The organism is Marisediminitalea sp., assembly GCF_984433645.1.
In genome coordinates, this window is record NZ_CFIDRX010000003.1 from 58,039 (window position 1) to 77,164 (window position 19,126).

The 19,126-nt window shown below is 47.5% G+C and carries 21 protein-coding genes and 1 pseudogene; 14 read left to right on the forward strand and 8 right to left on the reverse strand.

The window, feature by feature from the left end; genetic code table 11:
* The first annotated feature begins 71 nt into the window (after positions 1 to 71).
* The 3 genes from AC4MRN_RS01025 to AC4MRN_RS01035 are packed head-to-tail and all read left to right on the forward strand — an operon-like array spanning position 72 to position 2,515.
* Positions 72 to 1,280, forward strand: a complete 1,209-nt coding sequence (locus tag AC4MRN_RS01025) for an alkaline phosphatase family protein (protein ID WP_491202243.1) — start codon at positions 72 to 74, stop codon at positions 1,278 to 1,280.
* Between the two features lie 48 nt (positions 1,281 to 1,328).
* A complete protein-coding gene (locus AC4MRN_RS01030) occupies positions 1,329 to 1,679 on the forward strand; it encodes a carboxymuconolactone decarboxylase family protein (RefSeq protein ID WP_155015832.1) in 351 nt (116 codons plus the stop codon).
* A 2-nt stretch (positions 1,680 to 1,681) separates the two neighbouring features.
* Positions 1,682 to 2,515, forward strand: coding sequence for a TlpA family protein disulfide reductase (locus tag AC4MRN_RS01035; protein WP_370240548.1), 834 nt, complete (start codon positions 1,682 to 1,684; stop codon positions 2,513 to 2,515).
* 184 nt (positions 2,516 to 2,699) lie between these two features.
* On the opposite strand, the gene AC4MRN_RS01040 is transcribed toward AC4MRN_RS01035, so the two are convergent.
* Genes AC4MRN_RS01040 through AC4MRN_RS01050 form a run of 3 tightly spaced genes read right to left on the reverse strand, consistent with a single transcriptional unit; the run spans position 2,700 to position 4,371 of the window.
* On the reverse strand, positions 2,700 to 3,236 hold the full coding sequence (locus AC4MRN_RS01040) for an IS630 family transposase (RefSeq protein WP_491202244.1): 537 nt from the start codon (positions 3,234 to 3,236) through the stop codon (positions 2,700 to 2,702).
* 22 nt (positions 3,237 to 3,258) lie between these two features.
* The gene (locus AC4MRN_RS01045; protein WP_370240552.1) at positions 3,259 to 3,843 is read right to left on the reverse strand and encodes a hypothetical protein; all 585 of its coding nucleotides are present in this window, start codon (positions 3,841 to 3,843) and stop codon (positions 3,259 to 3,261) included.
* A 39-nt stretch (positions 3,844 to 3,882) separates the two neighbouring features.
* The gene (locus tag AC4MRN_RS01050) at positions 3,883 to 4,371 is read right to left on the reverse strand and encodes a hypothetical protein (RefSeq protein WP_491202245.1); all 489 of its coding nucleotides are present in this window, start codon (positions 4,369 to 4,371) and stop codon (positions 3,883 to 3,885) included.
* Positions 4,372 to 4,554: 183 nt separating this feature from the next.
* On the opposite strand from AC4MRN_RS01050, the pseudogene AC4MRN_RS01055 reads away from it, so the two are divergent.
* Together AC4MRN_RS01055 and AC4MRN_RS01060 are read left to right on the forward strand one after the other, a co-directional pair.
* Positions 4,555 to 4,656 (forward strand): annotated as a pseudogene (locus AC4MRN_RS01055) (IS5/IS1182 family transposase); the annotation flags it as partial.
* Positions 4,657 to 4,913: 257 nt separating this feature from the next.
* Positions 4,914 to 5,621 (forward strand): hypothetical protein, encoded by a 708-nt coding sequence (locus tag AC4MRN_RS01060; RefSeq protein WP_491202246.1) that lies wholly within the window; start codon positions 4,914 to 4,916, stop codon positions 5,619 to 5,621.
* Between the two features lie 26 nt (positions 5,622 to 5,647).
* Here AC4MRN_RS01060 and plsY read toward each other — a convergent pair whose 3' ends face one another.
* Complete coding sequence (gene plsY, locus AC4MRN_RS01065) at positions 5,648 to 6,250, reverse strand: glycerol-3-phosphate 1-O-acyltransferase PlsY (protein WP_073320474.1); 603 nt, start codon at positions 6,248 to 6,250, stop codon at positions 5,648 to 5,650.
* Positions 6,251 to 6,443: 193 nt separating this feature from the next.
* Here plsY and folB point away from each other — a divergent pair, with 193 nt between their 5' ends.
* Genes folB through AC4MRN_RS01085 form a run of 4 tightly spaced genes read left to right on the forward strand, consistent with a single transcriptional unit; the run spans position 6,444 to position 8,490 of the window.
* On the forward strand, positions 6,444 to 6,800 hold the full coding sequence (gene folB, locus AC4MRN_RS01070; protein ID WP_475071018.1) for a dihydroneopterin aldolase: 357 nt from the start codon (positions 6,444 to 6,446) through the stop codon (positions 6,798 to 6,800).
* On the forward strand, positions 6,797 to 7,303 hold the full coding sequence (gene folK / locus AC4MRN_RS01075; RefSeq protein ID WP_084526307.1) for a 2-amino-4-hydroxy-6-hydroxymethyldihydropteridine diphosphokinase: 507 nt from the start codon (positions 6,797 to 6,799) through the stop codon (positions 7,301 to 7,303). Before folB ends, folK begins: the two co-directional genes overlap by 4 nt.
* Positions 7,300 to 8,100 (forward strand): undecaprenyl-diphosphate phosphatase, encoded by an 801-nt coding sequence (locus tag AC4MRN_RS01080; RefSeq protein ID WP_491202247.1) that lies wholly within the window; start codon positions 7,300 to 7,302, stop codon positions 8,098 to 8,100. The genes folK and AC4MRN_RS01080 overlap by 4 nt, the downstream gene beginning before the upstream one ends.
* 21 nt (positions 8,101 to 8,121) lie before the next feature.
* The gene (locus AC4MRN_RS01085; protein ID WP_370165861.1) at positions 8,122 to 8,490 is read left to right on the forward strand and encodes a histidine triad nucleotide-binding protein; all 369 of its coding nucleotides are present in this window, start codon (positions 8,122 to 8,124) and stop codon (positions 8,488 to 8,490) included.
* A 112-nt stretch (positions 8,491 to 8,602) separates the two neighbouring features.
* On the opposite strand, the gene AC4MRN_RS01090 is transcribed toward AC4MRN_RS01085, so the two are convergent.
* Positions 8,603 to 10,279 carry a DUF8614 domain-containing protein gene (locus AC4MRN_RS01090; RefSeq protein WP_073320464.1) on the reverse strand — a complete coding sequence of 559 codons (1,677 nt, stop codon included), beginning with the start codon at positions 10,277 to 10,279 and terminating at the stop codon, positions 8,603 to 8,605.
* 326 nt (positions 10,280 to 10,605) lie between these two features.
* Here AC4MRN_RS01090 and AC4MRN_RS01095 point away from each other — a divergent pair, with 326 nt between their 5' ends.
* On the forward strand, positions 10,606 to 11,442 hold the full coding sequence (locus AC4MRN_RS01095; RefSeq protein ID WP_073320461.1) for an HDOD domain-containing protein: 837 nt from the start codon (positions 10,606 to 10,608) through the stop codon (positions 11,440 to 11,442).
* Between the two features lie 51 nt (positions 11,443 to 11,493).
* Here the strand turns inward: AC4MRN_RS01095 and AC4MRN_RS01100 are convergent, their stop codons facing one another.
* A complete protein-coding gene (locus AC4MRN_RS01100) occupies positions 11,494 to 12,669 on the reverse strand; it encodes a benzoate/H(+) symporter BenE family transporter (protein WP_491202248.1) in 1,176 nt (391 codons plus the stop codon).
* A 105-nt stretch (positions 12,670 to 12,774) separates the two neighbouring features.
* Between AC4MRN_RS01100 and AC4MRN_RS01105 the strand changes: the two genes are divergently transcribed.
* Together AC4MRN_RS01105 and AC4MRN_RS01110 are read left to right on the forward strand one after the other, a co-directional pair.
* Entirely contained in the window at positions 12,775 to 13,314 is a 540-nt protein-coding gene (locus AC4MRN_RS01105) for a helix-turn-helix domain-containing protein (RefSeq protein ID WP_073320455.1), read from the forward strand.
* A 33-nt stretch (positions 13,315 to 13,347) separates the two neighbouring features.
* Complete coding sequence (locus tag AC4MRN_RS01110; RefSeq protein WP_491202249.1) at positions 13,348 to 14,604, forward strand: DUF418 domain-containing protein; 1,257 nt, start codon at positions 13,348 to 13,350, stop codon at positions 14,602 to 14,604.
* Between the two features lie 11 nt (positions 14,605 to 14,615).
* On the opposite strand, the gene rdgC is transcribed toward AC4MRN_RS01110, so the two are convergent.
* Together rdgC and AC4MRN_RS01120 are read right to left on the reverse strand one after the other, a co-directional pair.
* Positions 14,616 to 15,524 carry a recombination-associated protein RdgC gene (gene rdgC / locus AC4MRN_RS01115; protein WP_155015820.1) on the reverse strand — a complete coding sequence of 303 codons (909 nt, stop codon included), beginning with the start codon at positions 15,522 to 15,524 and terminating at the stop codon, positions 14,616 to 14,618.
* Positions 15,525 to 15,602: 78 nt separating this feature from the next.
* Positions 15,603 to 17,330 carry a sensor histidine kinase gene (locus AC4MRN_RS01120; protein WP_255051349.1) on the reverse strand — a complete coding sequence of 576 codons (1,728 nt, stop codon included), beginning with the start codon at positions 17,328 to 17,330 and terminating at the stop codon, positions 15,603 to 15,605.
* A 237-nt stretch (positions 17,331 to 17,567) separates the two neighbouring features.
* On the opposite strand from AC4MRN_RS01120, the gene phoB reads away from it, so the two are divergent.
* Both phoB and AC4MRN_RS01130 read left to right on the forward strand, forming a co-directional pair.
* Positions 17,568 to 18,257 carry a phosphate regulon transcriptional regulator PhoB gene (phoB, locus tag AC4MRN_RS01125; protein ID WP_073320443.1) on the forward strand — a complete coding sequence of 230 codons (690 nt, stop codon included), beginning with the start codon at positions 17,568 to 17,570 and terminating at the stop codon, positions 18,255 to 18,257.
* Positions 18,258 to 18,333: 76 nt separating this feature from the next.
* Positions 18,334 to 19,126 (forward strand): phosphate regulon sensor protein PhoR (locus tag AC4MRN_RS01130; protein ID WP_491202250.1); only part of this gene is annotated, 793 nt, incomplete at its 3' end.

Sequence of the window (19,126 nt, forward strand, 5' to 3'; positions counted from 1 at the left end):
CACTCTCAGATCCTAAAAAGAAACCATTCTGTTTGGACGAATGGACAAAGAATAAAAAGGTAGTGATTGTTATGCAGCGCTTAGTTGTTTTTGTTATTACGTGTTTTTCCATAATGACATCCAGCGTTTATGCCACTTCTGACCAGCATGTGGTACTGATCTCAATAGATGGCTTTCGGCATGATTACATTGAAAAGCATAAGGCTGCTCATATAGCGGCTATCGCCCGGCAGGGGACTCGTGTAATGTCGATGCAACCGGTATATCCGGCCAATACGTTTCCCAATCATATTTCGCTGTTAACCGGTTTGCTGCCCGTGAATCACGGTATTATTAATAATCGCTTTTACGACAAAGCGCGTCATGATTATTACAAAATGGGCAAGGGGTATGAAGACAGTACGTGGATTACGGCCATGCCCATGTGGAACCTGGTGGAAACACACGGACTAAAAGCCGCAACGTTTTTCTGGCCTGAGTCTGATGCGCGCATTGGCGGACAGCTTCCTACTTATCATTTCCACTATTCTAAATATGCCGACTACCAACAACGCATCGATCAAATCATTGAATGGCTGTCTTACCCAGAGGTGAGCCGTCCTCGTTTTATTGCAGGGTATTTTTCATTGGTTGATACCATCGGGCATGATTTTGGACCCGATGCACCAGAAACTTATGAAGCGGTTCAGCAACTGGATGCGCTAATGGGGCAGCTTTACAAGCGTATTCAGGCACTTCCTTTTAAGGTGAACCTGGTATTGGTGTCTGATCACGGCATGACGCCGGTGGACCGAGCGAAAGCCATAGAGGAATCTGAACTGAATATCAGTGAGGATTTTCTGGTGTTGAATGAAGGCGAGCAGATCCTGCTCTATGCTAAAGACGGTGTGGACCAGGCGGCTATTGAGGCGCAGCGTAACCGTATAAACGCGCTGAAATTACCAGGCGTTCAGGTGTTTGATGAGGATCAACGTCAGCATTATCGAATGCCGCATAATGACCGTACCGGAGACCTCATTATTACCATTGCACCACCGGCAAAGTTTATTAAGCGCAAAGACAGTCGTGTTGGCCCTGGCGGTCATGGCTATTTGCCAGAACACCCCGATATGGGGGCGTTTTTTGTTGCTGCTGGCCCAGCGTTTAAGCCTGGAGTGAAAATACCTGCGATGCGTAACTTGGAAGTGTATCCGGCATTGGCAAAGATCCTGGGCCTGAAAGTATTAACCCCGATTGACGGTCAGTTATCATTATTAGCCCCGGCTTTGCAAGTTGATTAATTCGCCATGCCCGCTGTGTTGACATGGCGTGGCAAGAGGAGCGTTATCATGAGCAAATCCTATCCAGAGATAACCCAACGTATCTCTAGCAATATGAAAACCCTGCGTTCGGATATAACCGATACCATGCAAGGCTTTTCCGCCATGGCCCAGGCGGCCACCCGCGATGGCGTACTGGACAAGAAAACCAAAGAGCTGATTGCTCTGGCTATAGGTGTTTCAACCCGCTGTGATGGTTGTATTGGTTTTCACGCCAAAGCATTGGTGGAATTGGGCGCCAGTAAAGCCGAAGTGGAAGAAACCTTGGGTATGGCCATTTATATGGGCGGCGGGCCTTCTTTGATGTACGCCGCAGATGCGATGCTGGCGTACGAACAATTTAGTCAACATGCGGAGTAGATTTGCACAGTATTTCCCTTGGACCACTTGGGCTCTCTATTGACTATGCGCTGATATGGGGAGCGTTAATGCTGGCCTGGGCAGGTTGTTTTGTATTTAGTCGGCGCGCAGATAGCCCAAAAAACTGTTATCAAGTTGCCAGCAATGCGGTGTTTGGAGCTTTTGCCATAGGCTTCTTTTTTGCCCGGCTTGGTTTCATTGTCGGACAGTGGTCGTATTTTCATGGTGATATTCTCGCTATGCTGGATGTGCGCGACGGCGGTTTTTCGGTCGGAAGTGGCCTGGTCGCAGCGGCTTTGTACGTCAGCTACAGTATCCATCGCCATCCTGTAATCCGCTCCACCCTGCTATGGACAGGCGTTGCAACATCCGTCGTTATGCTTCCACTTTATGTCGTGGTTTCCCTGTCGTTGCGTTCAGCGTCGATGCCAGTGCCTATGGTAGGCTCGCTGGAAGGCAGTCCGGTGAATCTTTCTGACTTTAAAGACAAACCGCTGGTAGTTAATTTCTGGGCAACTTGGTGTCCACCTTGTCGCCGTGAAATGCCGGTGATGGCCAGGGCGCAGCGAGATAATCCGGATATCCATATTGTGCTGATTAACCAGTCTGAATCGCCTGCTCAGGTTAGGGCGTTTCTCGCTGAACAAGAACTTGAATTGAACAATATGCTAATGGATGTCACGGGTGACGTAAGTCGGGAGTTTGGTGTTGCCGTGTTGCCGACTACGTTGTTTTATTCCCGGGACGGCAAATTAATATACCGGCACGTTGGCGGTGTTTCTGATGCCAGTCTGGCAAAAGCAATACGTATTTTACAGGCAGAATCAACGCCGTAGTTCAACGTCCAGTAACTTAAGCCTTGCTTACTAGTACCACTTCCACTTAATTTTGACATGTTAACTTAGCATAGGCGCGATTGAGCTTCTGTCGTGCCTGCTGGACATCAAACATCCACTTGATACTGGCTCGCTCATCATTTCTTCTATTTTCCCAAGCCGTTAATTCTTGCTCCAATTCCTCCTATTTCGCTATACGCCGGTTTAAACACTGTCGGTTCATTATGCCGATTTCTATTTCAACCATGTTTAGCCAACTCGCATGCTTAGGTGTGTAATGGAAGGTGATTTTATCTAATATTCGGCGAGCTTCTGGTGCGGGGTAACGTTGGTAGAGTGAGCCCGGTGTATGGGCAATGAGGTTATCAAGTAAAACGTGAAGTTGTTTTGCGTTGGGGTAATGTACATCAACCAGTTCTTTCATGCATTCAGCAAAATCTTCTCTCTTTTTAGTGGTTGTCACCATCGTTTTTCGCCAACCTCTATGTTGGTCGTACATCATGAAGATGTTCGCTACGGCTTCGCGTTTATATTCGTAATCTATGCGTTCGCTTTGCCCTGGTTTTGGTGGGATGGGGGCGCGTGAGTGCGACACGAGTTGCTTCATAGCTTCGTCAAAATTGATAACCGGTTCATCGGGATTGGCAGGTTGTGCGTACAACGCCAGTACTTCTTCCATTTGCGCGATATAATTGGCATCTATCTTTCCCAGGCACCACATCTTTTTTTGCCAGGGCTTTAGCTCATTGGCTTTTAGCCGTTGCCTTATTGTTTCTAATGTTCTGAGAGCCCTCATCAAGATCATCCAATGTTAGCTCATTAACCTTGATATATTCATTGTGAATACCAACTGAATTGTCCGGCTGAGAGATATCTGAGCTTCGACTTAGCTGGAGTTTATCTTTGGCTTCTTTCTCTAGACTTTCAGCACTCTTCGAAATTTTCATACTAGAGCCCAACTCTTGCATACTTTCTATTGTATAACTGATAAACCATATGCTCATTAACGCAACAAGTAATGAAGTAAAAAAAATTGGGATGCGATACTTACTGTTATCCAATATGAGAGCCGTAATGTTAAACCGTGTAATAATAGTGAATAAAATAAAAGGAAGACAAAAGGCACTTAAACTAGGCAAGTAATAATCAACAGGTGAATCATTTACTAATGCAAATGTAACAATAGTAAAGAAGTGAATGGTTGCGATATCAATAAGTCTAGAAATAAATATAAAATTTATACCTAGCTCTTTATTAAAAAAGGTTTCTAATAAAAAAGCTACCGTCCCAGGCCAACAAAATGCTTTTTTATGTATGTTATTTTCCACAATCTACCCCAATTATTCTGAACATGACTACTTAGCAGCTTAAAAGTCAATTGTAGCTTGGCCAATCGCTTCAGAGTAGTTTATTTCTACAGCGGCAACACATATGGTTTCCACTACAGCCCCCACAGGCACTGATAGGCCTGATGAAACAGCAAAACCTGCTACGGCAATAGCTAGAGACGCAGTGCCACACCCGAGATGTGACAGTGTCCTTAATGTATTCAATTGATGCTTTAAGTTTTCGAATTTGATCACTGCATTCAATTCGCATGCTGCAACACTTTCTGATTCGTCGGTATTATATATCGAGCCGCTCCCCGGCCCGACAAGAGTTACCTGAGGTGTGTAATATCCAGCACTGCCACCTCCAGTATCTGGACCATAAGAAAAAGAGAGACGTTCCGAGCTTCGCGGAGAATATGTAAATTCATGACAATCGTAATTTACAGGACAGCCGCCTTCGTCACCAAGGCAATGCTTTGATGTAAATGAAATCAGTAAGATCACGATACTAATAAATAAACGCACAGTTAAATCCTTTTGTACTTTTATAAATGATTAATACACGATCCTTCATGTATATAATCAAAATATCTGAAATTTACTTATTGTCAATAAGGCCTTAATTAACGTAAACGAGTTTAGGGAAGATGCGAATAAGTCTCTGATGTGAGATCATAGCGGTATAGTAAATCGCATCGACCAACACTCATGAGCCAACAGTTAACTTTTGCCGATAGTGAGTTTTCCAGTAAGCGCCGTCAAACCCGTAAAGATATTTTCCTATCCCGGAAGGACAGCTTGTTGCCGTGGATTCAACGTAACTATCCACTACTTGCCGACTTCAAAGCTGTCTGTCAATAGGACCCTGGTGAACGGTTACCAAAAGTGTACAGCAAAGATCAACACGCCCTAAAGAGAAATTGCAAAATTTGATCTGCTTGTCGTCGGTAAACTACCCTCTGTATTCCTCTAAATGTAATCTTCATTTGCATCGTGCTGTTATATGAATTACATTTGTAATCTATGTGGATTACAAATGTAATCAAAAAGGGTAAAGGGATGTAGAAATGAAATTAGCTGTCTATTTATTTGCGATTGTCAGCATATTGCTGGCTGGATGTGCGAGCAAGCCAACGGTATATGTGTACGCAAAATATTTAAGTGAAAGTCAGAAAAAAGAGGTTAAAGAGGCGTTCGAGGAGTCGGAGCAATATCAAATTGAAATGAATGACTTCGATATGCCAGCGTCCATTTCTGAAAACACCCTGCTTTATTCTTTGTTGCTTCGCGATCCTGAATTCATTGCACTTGCAGAGGCATTGTCTGTTGAGGCAGGTTTTCCGATTCAGCGCACTCAGGGGATGACGGAGGGCAATCATTGGTACACCAAAAATTCACTGGCTTTGTTTTTACTGCCGGAAAATAACGGTAGTAACCTTGTGTTATTTAAACAGGATCTTATCAACCGATACGAAGGAAAACAGTGTGAAAATGTGACTGCGCTGAATTTAGAGAGTGACGGTACATTTATTCTGGACGTTCAGTCCCAAAGCGGTGGCTACCTGGGAGATTCGGTGAAAGGCACCTGGAAATACCGGCAATATCCATTCGTAGAATTGCAAAAAGCGGGATTAACCTACGCAGAGTATTATCTTGAAATACAGCAATTCACTGGTAGTGATGTTGTGGGCGAAATAGACTACGTTGAACTTGTTTCGCTAAATGCGGGCTCTTTACCTGGCGGTTGCTCATTTATTGTGGGCAACAGGCGCTAATATTAAGCGGGGCTGAGTTAAGGGGGTTACTCGTTGGCTTTGCCCTTGTCCCACACTTTACTCTCTTCACCAGCCCAAAGGCGTTTGATATTGTCGCGGTGGCGGAAAATGATCAGAATCGACAGCATGGCAACGGGCAGGGTGTACTGGGGTTTAATGAACCAGGTGAATACCGGCGCCAGCATGACTGATACCAGTGCGCCCAGCGATGAGTACCCCCATATAAAGACCACCACAGCCCAACTGGCGATTAACAAACCAGCCAGGGAAGGGCCTATAGGCAGCATCGCGCCAAATGCGGTTGCTACGCCTTTCCCGCCGTTAAACTGGAAGTAAAGGGGGTAGATATGTCCCAGACAAGCGGCGATGGCAATCAGGCCGAGTGCAACCGGAGGGATCCCCATAAAATACGCGGAATACACCGGGATGGTGCCTTTCAGGATATCCGAGAGCAATACCAACACGGCCGGGAAACGACCGCCAATGCGCAGCACATTGGTTGCGCCAGGATTGCCTGAGCCATTTTTTCTGGGATCGGGTAAGCGAAATAGCCGGCTAATGAGCACAGCACTGGATACTGACCCAACCAAATAGGCCACACAAACCATCAGTAAACTCAGTGCAATCATGACTATATCCGCTGTCATACAATAAGTGTGCACACACTACTAGAAACTTTGTCCGAAAGCCAGAAACACAATGTAACTGCCCATGACTGATCCGGCTGCGTCTGTGTATCTGTATGCTATACTGCGCGCAAAATCCGTTCGCGGTTTCAAAGCGTTTCAGCATGTAATTCGATGTAGACTAAAGGCCTTAAAAATGCAGCAAATTTTTATAGAAGGACTCAGCGTACCTACCCTGATTGGCGTGTACGACTGGGAGCGCACGCAACAAACCACGTTAATAATGGATTTGCTGATCAATGCTGACCTGTCTGAGGCCATGGCGTCTGATGATGTTAATCACACCATAGACTATGCAGCTGTTGCTGAATGCGTTAAAGAAGTCGGCGCATCAAGCAGCTTTGAATTGCTCGAGGCGTTGTCTAAAGCGATTGTTGATAGCCTTTGTGCACGTTTCCCGATTCAGAAACTGGTATTGAAAATCGAAAAGCCTGGTATTTTGCCCGATGCGCAAAAAGTAGGCATTCAGGTAACACACGAGGTTAGCGAGTGACATTGCACCGCGTTTTAATTGGTATAGGTTCAAACATCGAGCGGGAATACCACACGCGCCAGGCATATCATGTGCTTAACCAGCATTTTCACAATGTGAAGGTGTCCAGTGTGTATGATTGTCCTGCGGTAGGCTTTGAAGGACCAGGTTTTTACAACTGGGTAGCCAGCGTAGAAACCCCGTTAAGCCTTGAGGAAACCTATCAGTTATTCAAGCAGATTGAAGCGGAGTTCGGCCGAAAAAACTGGCATAAGACGCCGTGTTCCCGCACAATGGATTTGGATTTATTGTGCTTCGATAACCAGGTGTGTCAGTCACCCGTTGTGCTGCCAAGACCCGAAATACTCGCCCGGGCATTTGTGCTACGGCCTCTGGCAGAATTGGTGCCAAATGAACGACATCCGGTTACAGGCAAAACCTACGAAGCGCTCTGGCAACAATTTGACCGCACATCCCAACCTATACAGCCTATTGCATTTGAATGGAGTTCAACACAGGCATGACGTTATTTGAAATCATTGTACTGGCCATAATTCAGGGCTTAACCGAGTTTCTGCCCATCAGTAGCTCTGCGCACTTAATTTTACCCGCTGAAGTACTCGGCTGGCGCAATCAGGGGTTGGCGTTCGATGTGGCGGTGCACGTTGGAAGTTTACTTGCCGTTATGATTTATTTTCGGCGGGATATTTTTACCATGTCGGTCGCGTTTCTGCAGCATGGTTGGCGCAAAGAACAAACGACTGACAGCCGTCTGGCCTGGTTTGTAGTGATTGCGACGATTCCGGCCGTCATAGCGGGTTTCTCGCTAAAGGACATCATCGAAACCCATGCCAGAAGTGCAGCTGTCATAGCTGTAACAACCATTGTATTTGGACTATTGCTTTGGTACGCCGATGTGAAGGCTAAGCATGTTCAAAAGCTTGAGTCGATTACGCTTAAGCAAGCGGTCATTATTGGTTTTGCACAAATGCTGGCGCTAATTCCCGGCACATCCCGTTCAGGTATTACCATGACCGCAGGCTTAATGTTAGGGCTGAACCGCGAGAGTACCGCGCGCTTTTCATTCTTGCTTTCAATTCCGGTGATCCTGGGTGCAGGTCTGTTGGCAGTGAAAGACTTGGCAGAGGCTGACACGGCAGTAGACTGGAATGCACTTATCTACGGTGCGGGATTCTCGTTCGTAGCGGCGTATCTGTGTATTTTCCTGTTTTTAAGCTGGATTAGCCGCATTGGTATGTTACCGTTCGTGATCTACCGATTGCTGCTGGGTGCTGTGTTGGTTGCCTTTATATTCTGGTAAACCGTTTTCTGGAGAGAGCTGATGGCTGAAACCATTTTTGACAAAATTATCGATAAGTCGATCCCTGCCGAGATTTTATATGAAGATGAGCTGGCGCTTGCCTTCAGTGATATCAACCCGCAGGCACCGGTACACTTTCTGGTGATCCCGAAAAAACAAATCGCGACGATTAACGACATAACTGAAGCTGATCGCGAAGTCGTGGGGCATTTGTATTTTGTGGCAGCGAAACTGGCCGCTGAGAAAGGCTTTGCTGATCAGGGATACCGTGCGGTAATGAACTGTAACGAGTATGGCGGTCAAACGGTGTACCATATTCATTTACACGTACTGGCAGGTAAGCCGATGGGATGGCCACCTTACACCGATAAGATGAAGCCGTTGGAATAGCCCTGAACGATTTCTATGCCTAATTCTGGTTCATTCATTGTAGGGGCCAGGAATAAAACGAAGCCGCTTAAAAAGCGGCTTCGTTGTTTTAAACGGGTGTGAAAGGCGGGGATTACTTGAGTCCCAATTGCGCTTTACCCTGATCGAAGACGATATCAACCGGAATGCTGGCACTGGCCAGTCGCTCAAGGTCACCAGCCAGCTGTGGCTTAATTACCCCTTTGTCTGCAACCAATGCAGCAACGCCAGCATAGTCACCATCGCCCTGCAGTGTAAGAATACGCTCACTGAGTGACGCGACAGCCGCCGACATTTTGTCCATGTTTACGCTATACAGTCCCTGTTCGTCACGGTCAAACGCACCGGCTTCGGCAAAATAGTTAAAGCGAATCATATTGGCCTTTCCATGTGCAGAGCTGGCACCAAAGCGCACCGAACGGAAAATGCCCGCCATAAAGGTCACATAATAGTCTTTCAGTGTACCTTCGGTGATTTCACCTTTCTCCAGCAGGCTTTGTACCATGTACAGACCTAAAATATCAGCCTTGCCTTCTTCAAGTGCTGAAGCATGTTCTTTGAGTGCTGCGCGCACGGTTTGCTTGCCGTCCAGTGTATTCTTTATACCCAGCCCGTGTGCGACTTCGTGGAACATGGTGTTGGCAAAAAATGCGTTAAACGTTACGTGCTCACGTTGTTCCGGTGCAATAAGTACGTCAGCAATCGGCGCCAGAATATGGTCAAATTTTGCCTGCATAGCATTTTTCAGCTGTAACCGACGAGTCCCTTTTTCCAGCTGCACACGTTCGTCGTTTGGCAGGTTGATTGCGATGGTTTTGCTGCCCGCATTTGAGTGGCCGGCATAATAAATCACGTCATAAGCATTTAAATCTGCGTCTGATCCCGGTGTTTCCTGTTTATAAGCATCAGGCACGGGTAACCCTCGCTGTAATTCAGGTAAAAACTGGGCGTACTTTGCCAGCTTTTCGCTCCAGGCCATATCTTTAATTAACACGTAGGCTTCAAATGCCGCGCGATAACCAAACAACTGATCTTCGTAGCTTTCGATGGGGCCAATGACCAACTCAATGGGGTTGGTCTTCATATCCATCCAAGCCATATCCGAAGCCAGATAGTCATCGGATAACAAGGCATCTGCGCGCAGTGACAGGTAATTCGCAAAAGCTGGATTGTCTGCCAGTTCTGACGCTTTTCTCAGTAGCTCTGCGGCTTTTTGCAATGGCGCTGCGTAGGCCTCGCTGTAAGGAATGCTGGTGAGGTTACCTGCATCGTCGTAGCGAACTATTGAGTACAGACCGTCTTTGTCGGCAAATGACGCCTTGTTAAACGCGTCTTTTGTTATGTCGTGGGGATAGAACTCTGCTCCAGGTGCCTTTTCTTCGTATCCGCTAAGAAACGGCCTGTCGCCATTTAACCTGTCCCACGGACCGTAATTGATATCAGCAAAACGGCGAATGGCGGGGTCTGTAAGTGATGCAAGAAAGTCGGTTTTGTTTTCGTGAAACGCTTGTTGCCAAAACAGGTTGTCCATAATGACAGAGGCATCAATGAGTAACGACAGCATTGCGCGCTGATTTTCGCTCAAATGAGTCAGGTCCGCGGTAAGAGGAACCTCGTGATAAATAGCAAGACGTTCTTTTGGAACAAGTAACGAGGGCGAAGTCGTCGTACTGCCGGGTGAGTCATTGCTGGTTGGTTGGCTACAGCCAGAGAGGGCAATAACACCGCCCATTAATGTAGCTAGCAGTGTTTTGGTAAATAACTGTTTCATATGATTTTCCGTCTGTTTTTGTTGTTCTTTAGTCTAAAAATTTGAAAATTTAGCGTTAGCATAACCAACCTTTTATGCAGATGCTATACTCAAACCAGACAGGGTAAACACGCCGGGTGTCGGAACAGGCGGCGGGTTTTTTGTATGACCCTTATATTTATTGCGCAGGGTCAAAAAGAATAACAATCCCTGGGTGCGCGATCTCAGAATCGTTGTTATATTGGATTTTCTGCATACTAATGCCGGCTCCACGGAAGGCATGAGATCGCGAGAATAGCTGTCTGGCTATAACCAGGCACACAATAAGCCAAGACTAAGGTAGGACTATGTCGACACAAAACGCGCTGTTAACCATTCTGGTTGAGAAAATCAAGAACGATACACTGGTATTACCCACATTACCTGCAGTTGCATTAAAAGTTCGTAAAGCAGCAGATGATCCGGATATAAATCTGAATCAAATGGGCGATGTAATTGGTCAGGACCCCTCACTTAGTGCTCGCATGATCAAAATCGCGAACAGCGCTTACATGGGGCGGGCTGTTAAAGTAACCTCAATTTCTCAGGCGGTAACCCGTATCGGGCTGCGCCAAATTAAAAATATCGCTACCGCACTGGCCATGGAGCAGCTGTTCGTGTCTAAAAACGAACTGGTAGGCGAGTACATGAAACGCGAGTGGAATAACACAGTTGAAGTGGTGGCTAATGCCATGGCGACGCTACAACTGTACGTGGCCCGCACCAAAAATCGCGAAATGACCATTGATACCATGACGCTAACGGCCTTGGTCCACAACATTGGTGTACTGCCTATTCTTACCGAAGCCGAACGCCATGAAGAAGTGTTTGCCAGCCCGACGTTCCTCGATGATGCGATTGATAAACTGGCGCCGCGCATTGGTGGCAGCATCATGCAAAGCTGGGGATTTGGAGATAATTTTGTCACGGTAGCAGAGCGCTGGCATGATCTGGCCTATATTCCTGAAAAACTGTCCTATGTTGACTTTGTGCGCGTGGGAGCGGCATTAGCGGGCCAAATTAACAATCAGAAAGACGCCATATTGAATCTGGCGATTCAGCGCGGTGTGGTAGAAGACGTTAATTCGTTGTTGTCTGACGAGTTTGCTGAAATGCGTTCAGCAGCGAAACAGATTTTTGCGTAAACCGTTCCAATAGCAGCGTTTCGCGGCAGCCTGAATGCTGCCGCAGAGACGTTATCTGCTGACAACCTGTCTTTTCCAGCCTGACGTAAACCCTAACGTCACTACGCCTAATAATAATCCCCAGACCGGCGCGCTTATCCCCAGCATGGTTAAGCCGGAAGCGCTACACAACATAGTGAGCAGTGCAGCCTGACGATAGTGGGTTTCTTCCAGTGCGCGCAGCAAACTGCTTTGTAACGTAGCCAGAAGTGCTATACCTGCCAGCAACTGTGTGACGACAGTTGGCATCATGGTAAATACCGACACAATTGCCACCGCCATCGCACCTGACAGTAAATAACCCAGGCCTGCTGCAACACCGGCTTTGTAACGTTGTGCCGGTTCGTCATCGACGTTTTCAGCCATACAAATTGCAGCGGTGATGGCAGCCAGGTTATACATAAATCCACCAAACGGCGCGGTGATCAGCTGCAGTAAAGCAATACCCGTTAGCACAAAACGGTTGTCGGGTTTGTAGTGATGGCTGTGCAAAATACTGATGCCAGGTAAGTTTTGCGACAACATGGTAATCAGGAATAACGGCACGCCAATACTGATAAACGCAGATAGCGACCAGGTAGGCATTACCCACTCCAGTGTGGGTAAGCCAAGCGTGACGGCGGGAGCCCCGGCAGGGCTTAACACCCAGGCAGCGATACCTGCCACAACCAGTAATATCAACATGAGATAACGGGCAAAAAGCCGGCTGCCAAGTAAGTAAATTCCAACAAATAACATGGTGAGCAGCGGGTGTGACGTGGCGCTGCTAAATACATTCAGGCAATAGGGCAATAGTATGCCGGCCAGCATCGCCGCCGCCAGCGCGGGCGGAATACGTTCGATACCCCGCATCAACGCCTGACTGCGCGCCGCAATCAGGCTGAGTATACCGGCGCCAATCAGCGCGCCTGTTACGTCGGAAAGTGAGAAAGGGCCAGCAGTCGAAATGAGAAATACCGCACCAGGGGTCGACCAGGCTGTCACCACCGGCATGCGAAATTTAAGCGAGAAGTACAGGCATGAAATGCCCATGCCGAGTCCTAATATCAGTAACCAACTGATTAACTGAGCATCGTTAGCACCGGCTTGTCGCGCGGCTTCTATAACAATAACAACGGAACTGCTATAACCCACCACGACAGCAGTCAAACCTGCGGCAATGTGACTGATGCGAAAATACCTTGCCATGACACTCCCCACGTTGCAGAACACAACATAAATGGTTAATGTGCGCTATAGCGCACAAAAAACGCATCATAGCATTGTGCGTTATAGCGCACAATTGGGAATACTATGCACGACCACATTTCAAAGAGCATTGCAGAACAAATAAAACAGCGCCGAAAAACGCGCGGATGGAGTCTGGATAAGCTGTCAGCCGCAAGTGGCGTGTCAAAGGCAATGCTGGGGCAAATTGAGCGTCAGGAGTCTAGCCCCACGGTCGCGACCCTGTGGAAAATTGCGACAGGCCTCGAATGTTCGTTTTCTGGCTTATTAAGTCGCACCGATGCATCACCTTACGGTGACGATGAGGAGCTGGCTCGCCATGAAGATAACTTTCGGGTAAAGACCCTGTTCGCGTTTAATCCGGACAGCGGCTTTGAAATGTTTGAGTTAACGCTATTAAACGCACATACCCAATGGTCTGACGCGCATGCTGTTGGTGTTTATGAACATGTTGTAGTACAACATGGCGAGTTGCTACTTTACTATGACGAACAATGGCATACGTTGAAAGAGGGCGAGAGTGCCCGGTTCCATGCCAACCAACGCCACGGGTACAAAACAAATGGACAACAAACCCGGTTTATCGATGTGATTAGCTACCCCTGATTTTAAACATAAATGCGTGAACAAGGAGTTAGTTTGAGTAAATCGCATTCGTTAACGGCCTCGCCATCCGACCTTTCAAAAACGGAGAATACCCGTTATATCAGCCTGGACACGCTGCGCGGATTCGCGTTGCTGGGCATTCTGATGATGAACGCGATTGCGTTTGCGTATCCCGAAATCGTCTATTCCAATCCGTTTGCAATGGGGGCGCTGTCTTCTGCTGATTTGTGGCAATGGATGCTGACCGATCTGTTTTTTGCAGAAAAGTTTTACGCGTTGTTTTCGATGTTGTTTGGCGCCGGCATTGTGCTAATGGCAAACAAGCAATCTGACCCGCAACGAGCGAAAAATCTGCATTACCGCCGCATGCTCTGGTTACTTATGATTGGCCTGATTCACGGTTACCTGTTGTGGTGGGGAGATATTCTGGTCACCTATGCCATTTCGGGAATGTTGATTTACTCTTGCCGCCATTGGCGTATTCGAAGTTTGTGGATTGTGGCTGTGCTATTGCAGTTGGCGATCACGTGTTTGTATTTGCTAATGTACTGGGGCTGGGATGTCATGCCGGCCGATGAGCTGGCAGAGTCCAAAGCGGTATTCTGGCCATCTGAGCAAACACTGAGGGCGGAAATTAACGCTAACCTCGGCTCCTGGTGGCAGCAAACTACCTATCGGGTAGCGACTACCATCGAATACCAAACCAGTTATTTGATTCCGCTTATTGTGCGTATGTCCGGGATCATGTTGATAGGTATGGCCCTGTATAAATCAGGGGTATTGCTGGCAACAAGATCTTCGCGTTTCTACCTCACACATTTGTTGCTATTTTTACCGCTGGGTGTGGCGTTAAGTGCTTGCGGCGCCTGGACAATAGCCAGCAGTGAATTTGCGCTGCCCTCGTCCTTTTCTACCGACCGCTTATGGAACCTGTGGGGATCGTTGCTAACCGCCTGGGGGTACACCTGTTTGTTCATGCTAATAGTGCAACAGGCGAAGGTTAGTGCTTCAGGTATTGGCGGGCGCATTACCGCCTGGTTGGCGCCGGTAGGGCAAATGGCACTAACAAATTACCTGATGCAAAGTGTGTTGTGCGGCGTGATATTCTACGGCTGGGGAATGGGGCTTTATGCGTCACTGTCGCGCTGGCAGGTTTCTATGGTGGTGGTGGTTATTTGGTTAATTGAAATTAGTTGGTCACGCTGGTGGCTAACCCGTTTTCAATTTGGACCGGTAGAATGGATTTGGCGCAGTGCCACCCAACGTCGCCGGCAAGCCTGGCGACGTTAGGGCGTCATTAATTACAGGTCTTTATCTAAACCCAGCGTTTCGCTAAGGTAACCCACAATGCCGCACACTTCTGCCGACATCAGGGCAAATTCAGCGTCAAGACGAGCTGCAACCTGATCTTTCGGAATGTCCTGGGTTTCTTCTTTGATACGGTCGGTAAACTTCACGCGCTTTATGGTGCCGTCTTCCTGTATAACCGCTTCCAGGGTTTCGTCGAATTCAAAGGCCACTTTCTGAACCAGCTTGCCGGCGTCCAAGTGGTGCTGAATTTCTTCGCTGTCCAGCGGCTGGTTTTTGCATCGAATGATACTCGCGGTTTCGTCTGTAGACTTGAACTCCGCTTCTTCCAGTAATTCAATTTTCTCGGGTGGCTGTTCAGTTAACCAATGGGTTAATTCACTTTGCAGGCTGCTGCGCACCAGTGGCACTACCGGCAATGAACCCAGCGCCTTTCTTACCATAGCAAGGAAAGCTTCTGCTTTGCCGTCGGCACTGGCATCGACCACGACCAGGTTGTCCGGAATGGAAATAAAGCCATTGGTGTAGGTGTTTTTGGTAAACGCCTGTGGCAGCAAACGGGTGATAATTTGCTGTTTAAGATCTGACTGGGCCTTCTTACCTACCGGTGAGCCGGTTTCGGCTTCGATTTGCTCGACTTTCTCAGCAAGCTCTGCATTGACAACCGACGACGGCAGCAGACGCTCTTGTTTCTTCAATGTGATCCAGTAACGCAACTGGGTTTGATGAAACAACATGCTGTGTTGGCCTGCTGAGTGAAAAGGCGAGGCAAAGCCCATAGTGGCCGTTTCTTGAGTGCCACAAGGGCGAAAAGCGAATTCATTTAACGCCGTTTGCAGCGCTTCGTCATCCAGGGACAGAGGTTGTGTCAGCCGATAAGCTTTAATATTTTTAAACCACATAGAGCAACAGATTCTTTTGAAAAGGGCGGCAAAGGTTAGCAGTGCCGCCCGTTGATCGCAATAGAAGGAAAACGGAATCTACGTTCGTTTTGGAAAGCGAATTTCGTATCGAAGGCCTTTGTCGGGTTCACTGAAGGCGTCGATCTGACCGTCCAGTGCCTGGGTGACGAGGTTGTACATGATATGCGTACCCAAACCACTGCCGCCCTGGCCACGTTTTGTGGTGAAAAAGGCATCGAATAAGCGGTCAAGCTGACCTGCATTCAGGCCACAACCGTCGTCTTTGTAGGTGATCACAACGTCTTCGTCTTCTTCTTTTACAAGCAGGTCGATTACGCCATTGTCCTTGTGCTCAAAACCGTGAATGATTGAATTCATGATCATATTAGTGACGACCTGAGCAATAATACCCGGCGCCGAACGTATCTCGAGGTCCTCGGGGCATTCAATGTTCACAACGTGCTTTTGGTGTTTGAATGAAGGTGCCAGAGATTGCAGTACTTCGTGCAGGTAACTCTTTAAATTAAATACCCTTTCGGCTTCACTTGTCTGGTCTACTGCTACTTGTTTGAAGCTAGTGATAAGCTCAGAGGCACGATTCAGGTTTGTCAGTAACAGGTGGGTTGTTTGTTCAGCTTCTCCCAAAAACGAGGCCATGGTTTTATTAGTCAGCGACTTTTCCTCGTAGGCTGCTTTTACCGTATCAATGCGGTCACGCAGGAAACTGGCTGCGGTAACACCAACACCTAAAGGCGTATTTACGTCATGGGCGATACCCGCGACTAATCCGCCCAACGACGCCATTCGTTCCGATTCAAGTAGCTGATCCTGAGCCAGCTTCAGGTGCTCCATAGATTTCGCAAGTTCCTGGTTTTTTTCTCTGAGTACATTTTCGATGTACTGTCGGTTTTCATTTTCCTGGCGAAGTTCTCGCTGGTTGGTGATCAGTTCGTCTTTCTGGCGTTCAAGGTCCAGCATGATCTGGCTAAGTGAAGCGGTCTTTTTCGCAACTTCCTGCTCGAGAAGGAGGTTCTGGTCGTCTAGTTTTTTGTTGACCCGGGTGAGTTCTTCCTGGGTACTTCGCAGCTTTTGCTGAGAAATTATCAAGTCGTCTATGACCTGGTTGTAGGAATACTGTAATAAGCGCAGCTCGTTTTCATCGTGCAGTGTTAAATGCACTTTTGACTCTTCCGGATGCTCCGGGTTGAATGCGCTCATTTGTTGCGTGATTTCTACCAACGGATCAGACAGCATCCGTCGGAATGCGGTCATAAATAAAAACACTAAAAACGCGGTTTTTACAATGGCGTTACCCAACAAAAAGAAAATACCGACTTCGATTCGGCTAAAGATAATATTAAAGTTGGAGTAAAGGGTAACGTCACCCACCGTTGAAGCGCGATTGGAAAATTCAAAGATAAGCGGAAAGCTGTAACTGAATAAACCGCCGCTGTGATCTTCCAGTTCGCCGCTGCTTATTGGCGCGCGAATTTGCGCAATGGTCATGCCTAAATCCGCAATGTACTCACCGTTTTCATCGCGAATCTGCACGCCGGTAACAATCGGGAGCTCCATTAATCCTTCGGCAATGGATTGAGCCTGAGGTATGTTTACTTCCCAAATGGCGCGGGTCAGGCTGGTCGAAAAGGTGTTTTTCAGGGTTTGAAGTTCAGATTCGATGTGACTTTTGGTGCTTAGATACTCAGTGAATATCTGGCCAATGGTAACGATAAACGTCAGTATGAAATACACCGACAATACCCGGGTAAGTAATTTTCTCGACAATCCTGTCTGAACCGACGCCATCTGCAACCTATTTGCTATACGAATTGAAAAACCTGTGCTCAGTCAAGAATATGTGCAAATTGCTGAATTAACAAGTTATACGCGAGTGTTTAACGTTAAGTTTCATCGTAGCTTTTGTGTTACGTTGGATTCGGTGTCAAAGTTCATAAACTTGACATAATAATGTAATCGTTTAATAAAATTGTCACACACCCTGATAATAATAGCGGCGTTTTGGTTATGAGCTGGAAAAAATCTATGTCAAGAAGAGTCTTGTTAGTGGAAGATGAAGCGCCGATTCGCGACATGCTGAAATTTGTGCTGGAGCAGTCTGGTTTTGAAACAATTGAGGCGGAAGACTTCGACATCGCGCAGCAAAAATTGGTGGAGCCGTACCCGGATTTGATCCTGCTTGACTGGATGCTGCCAGGTGGCAGTGGAGTTCAGTTAGCGAAAAGTCTGAAGCAGCACGAGTTTACGCGGGATATCCCGGTTATTATGCTGACTGCTCGCGGCGAAGAAGAAGACAAAATTCGCGGCTTGGATGCGGGCGCGGATGATTACGTCACCAAGCCTTTTTCACCAAAAGAACTGATTGCCCGTATTAAAGCGGTAATGCGTCGCGTTACACCCACGTCGAATGAACAGCCAATCGAATTCAACGGCTTGAAGTTAGAGCCTATCTCGCATCGTGTAATGGCCAATGAAGACGCGCTGGATATGGGGCCGACGGAGTACAAACTCCTGCATTTCTTTATGACACACCCCGAGCGTGTTTACAGCCGTGAACAGCTGCTCGACAATGTATGGGGTACCAATGTGTATGTAGAGGATCGAACGGTAGACGTACACATTCGCCGGTTGCGAAAAGCGATTGGCATGCATGGTCACGATGCTATGATCCAGACTGTGCGTGGTGCCGGTTACCGCTTTTCTACTAAACTGTAAGTCATTAGCGCAATGGGGTATAGTGGTTGCCCCATTCAGCTTTCAATTACGTCGCACAAGTAAAGGATAAACCGGGATGTACTACCCCTTTTCATGGTTTAAGTCGATTGTGCGACTGTGTCTGTTTCTCATTGTATTTGCCCTGGTTGGCTGGTATCTCGACGACATGCTGCTCGCCGTGGCGTTAGGTGCTACCGGGTTACTGTTACTGAATTACTGGCATCTTTATAAGCTCAATCGCTGGTTGTGGCATAGTCGCAAAATGTCACCGCCATCGGTAAATGGTCTGTGGGAACATATCTACGAAGGGATTTATTACCTGCAGCGCCGCAACCGTAACAAGCGCAAAGAATTAGGCGCGTTGGTTAAGCGGTTTCGGGAAGGGTCAGAAGCGTTACCCGATGCTGCAGTAGTGGTTGATGCAAAAGCCTGTATTATCTGGTGCAACCGTTTGGCTCGACTGGAACTGGGATTGCGTTGGCCGAGTGACGCTGGTCGCCGCTTGGACAACCTTATTCGCCATCCGGAATTTATTCAGTATTTTCACGCGGGTAAATACCACTACCCCATTGAAGTGCCGTCGCCGCTAAATCCGCAAAAAACCTTCGAATACCGAATCATGCCCTATGGGGAAGAACATCTGCTGTTGATAGCACGGGATGTGACCAGGGTGTCGCAGTTGGAAGAAATGCGCAAAGACTTCGTGGCTAACGTGTCTCACGAATTGCGCACGCCATTAACCGTGATCAATGGTTACCTGGAAATCCTGGCGGGCAACGGTGAAGAACTTGACCCGCTGACGCAAAAGGCCTTTTTGGAAATGAGTTCGCAGACGCAGCGTATGCAAAGTCTGATTGAAGATTTGTTGG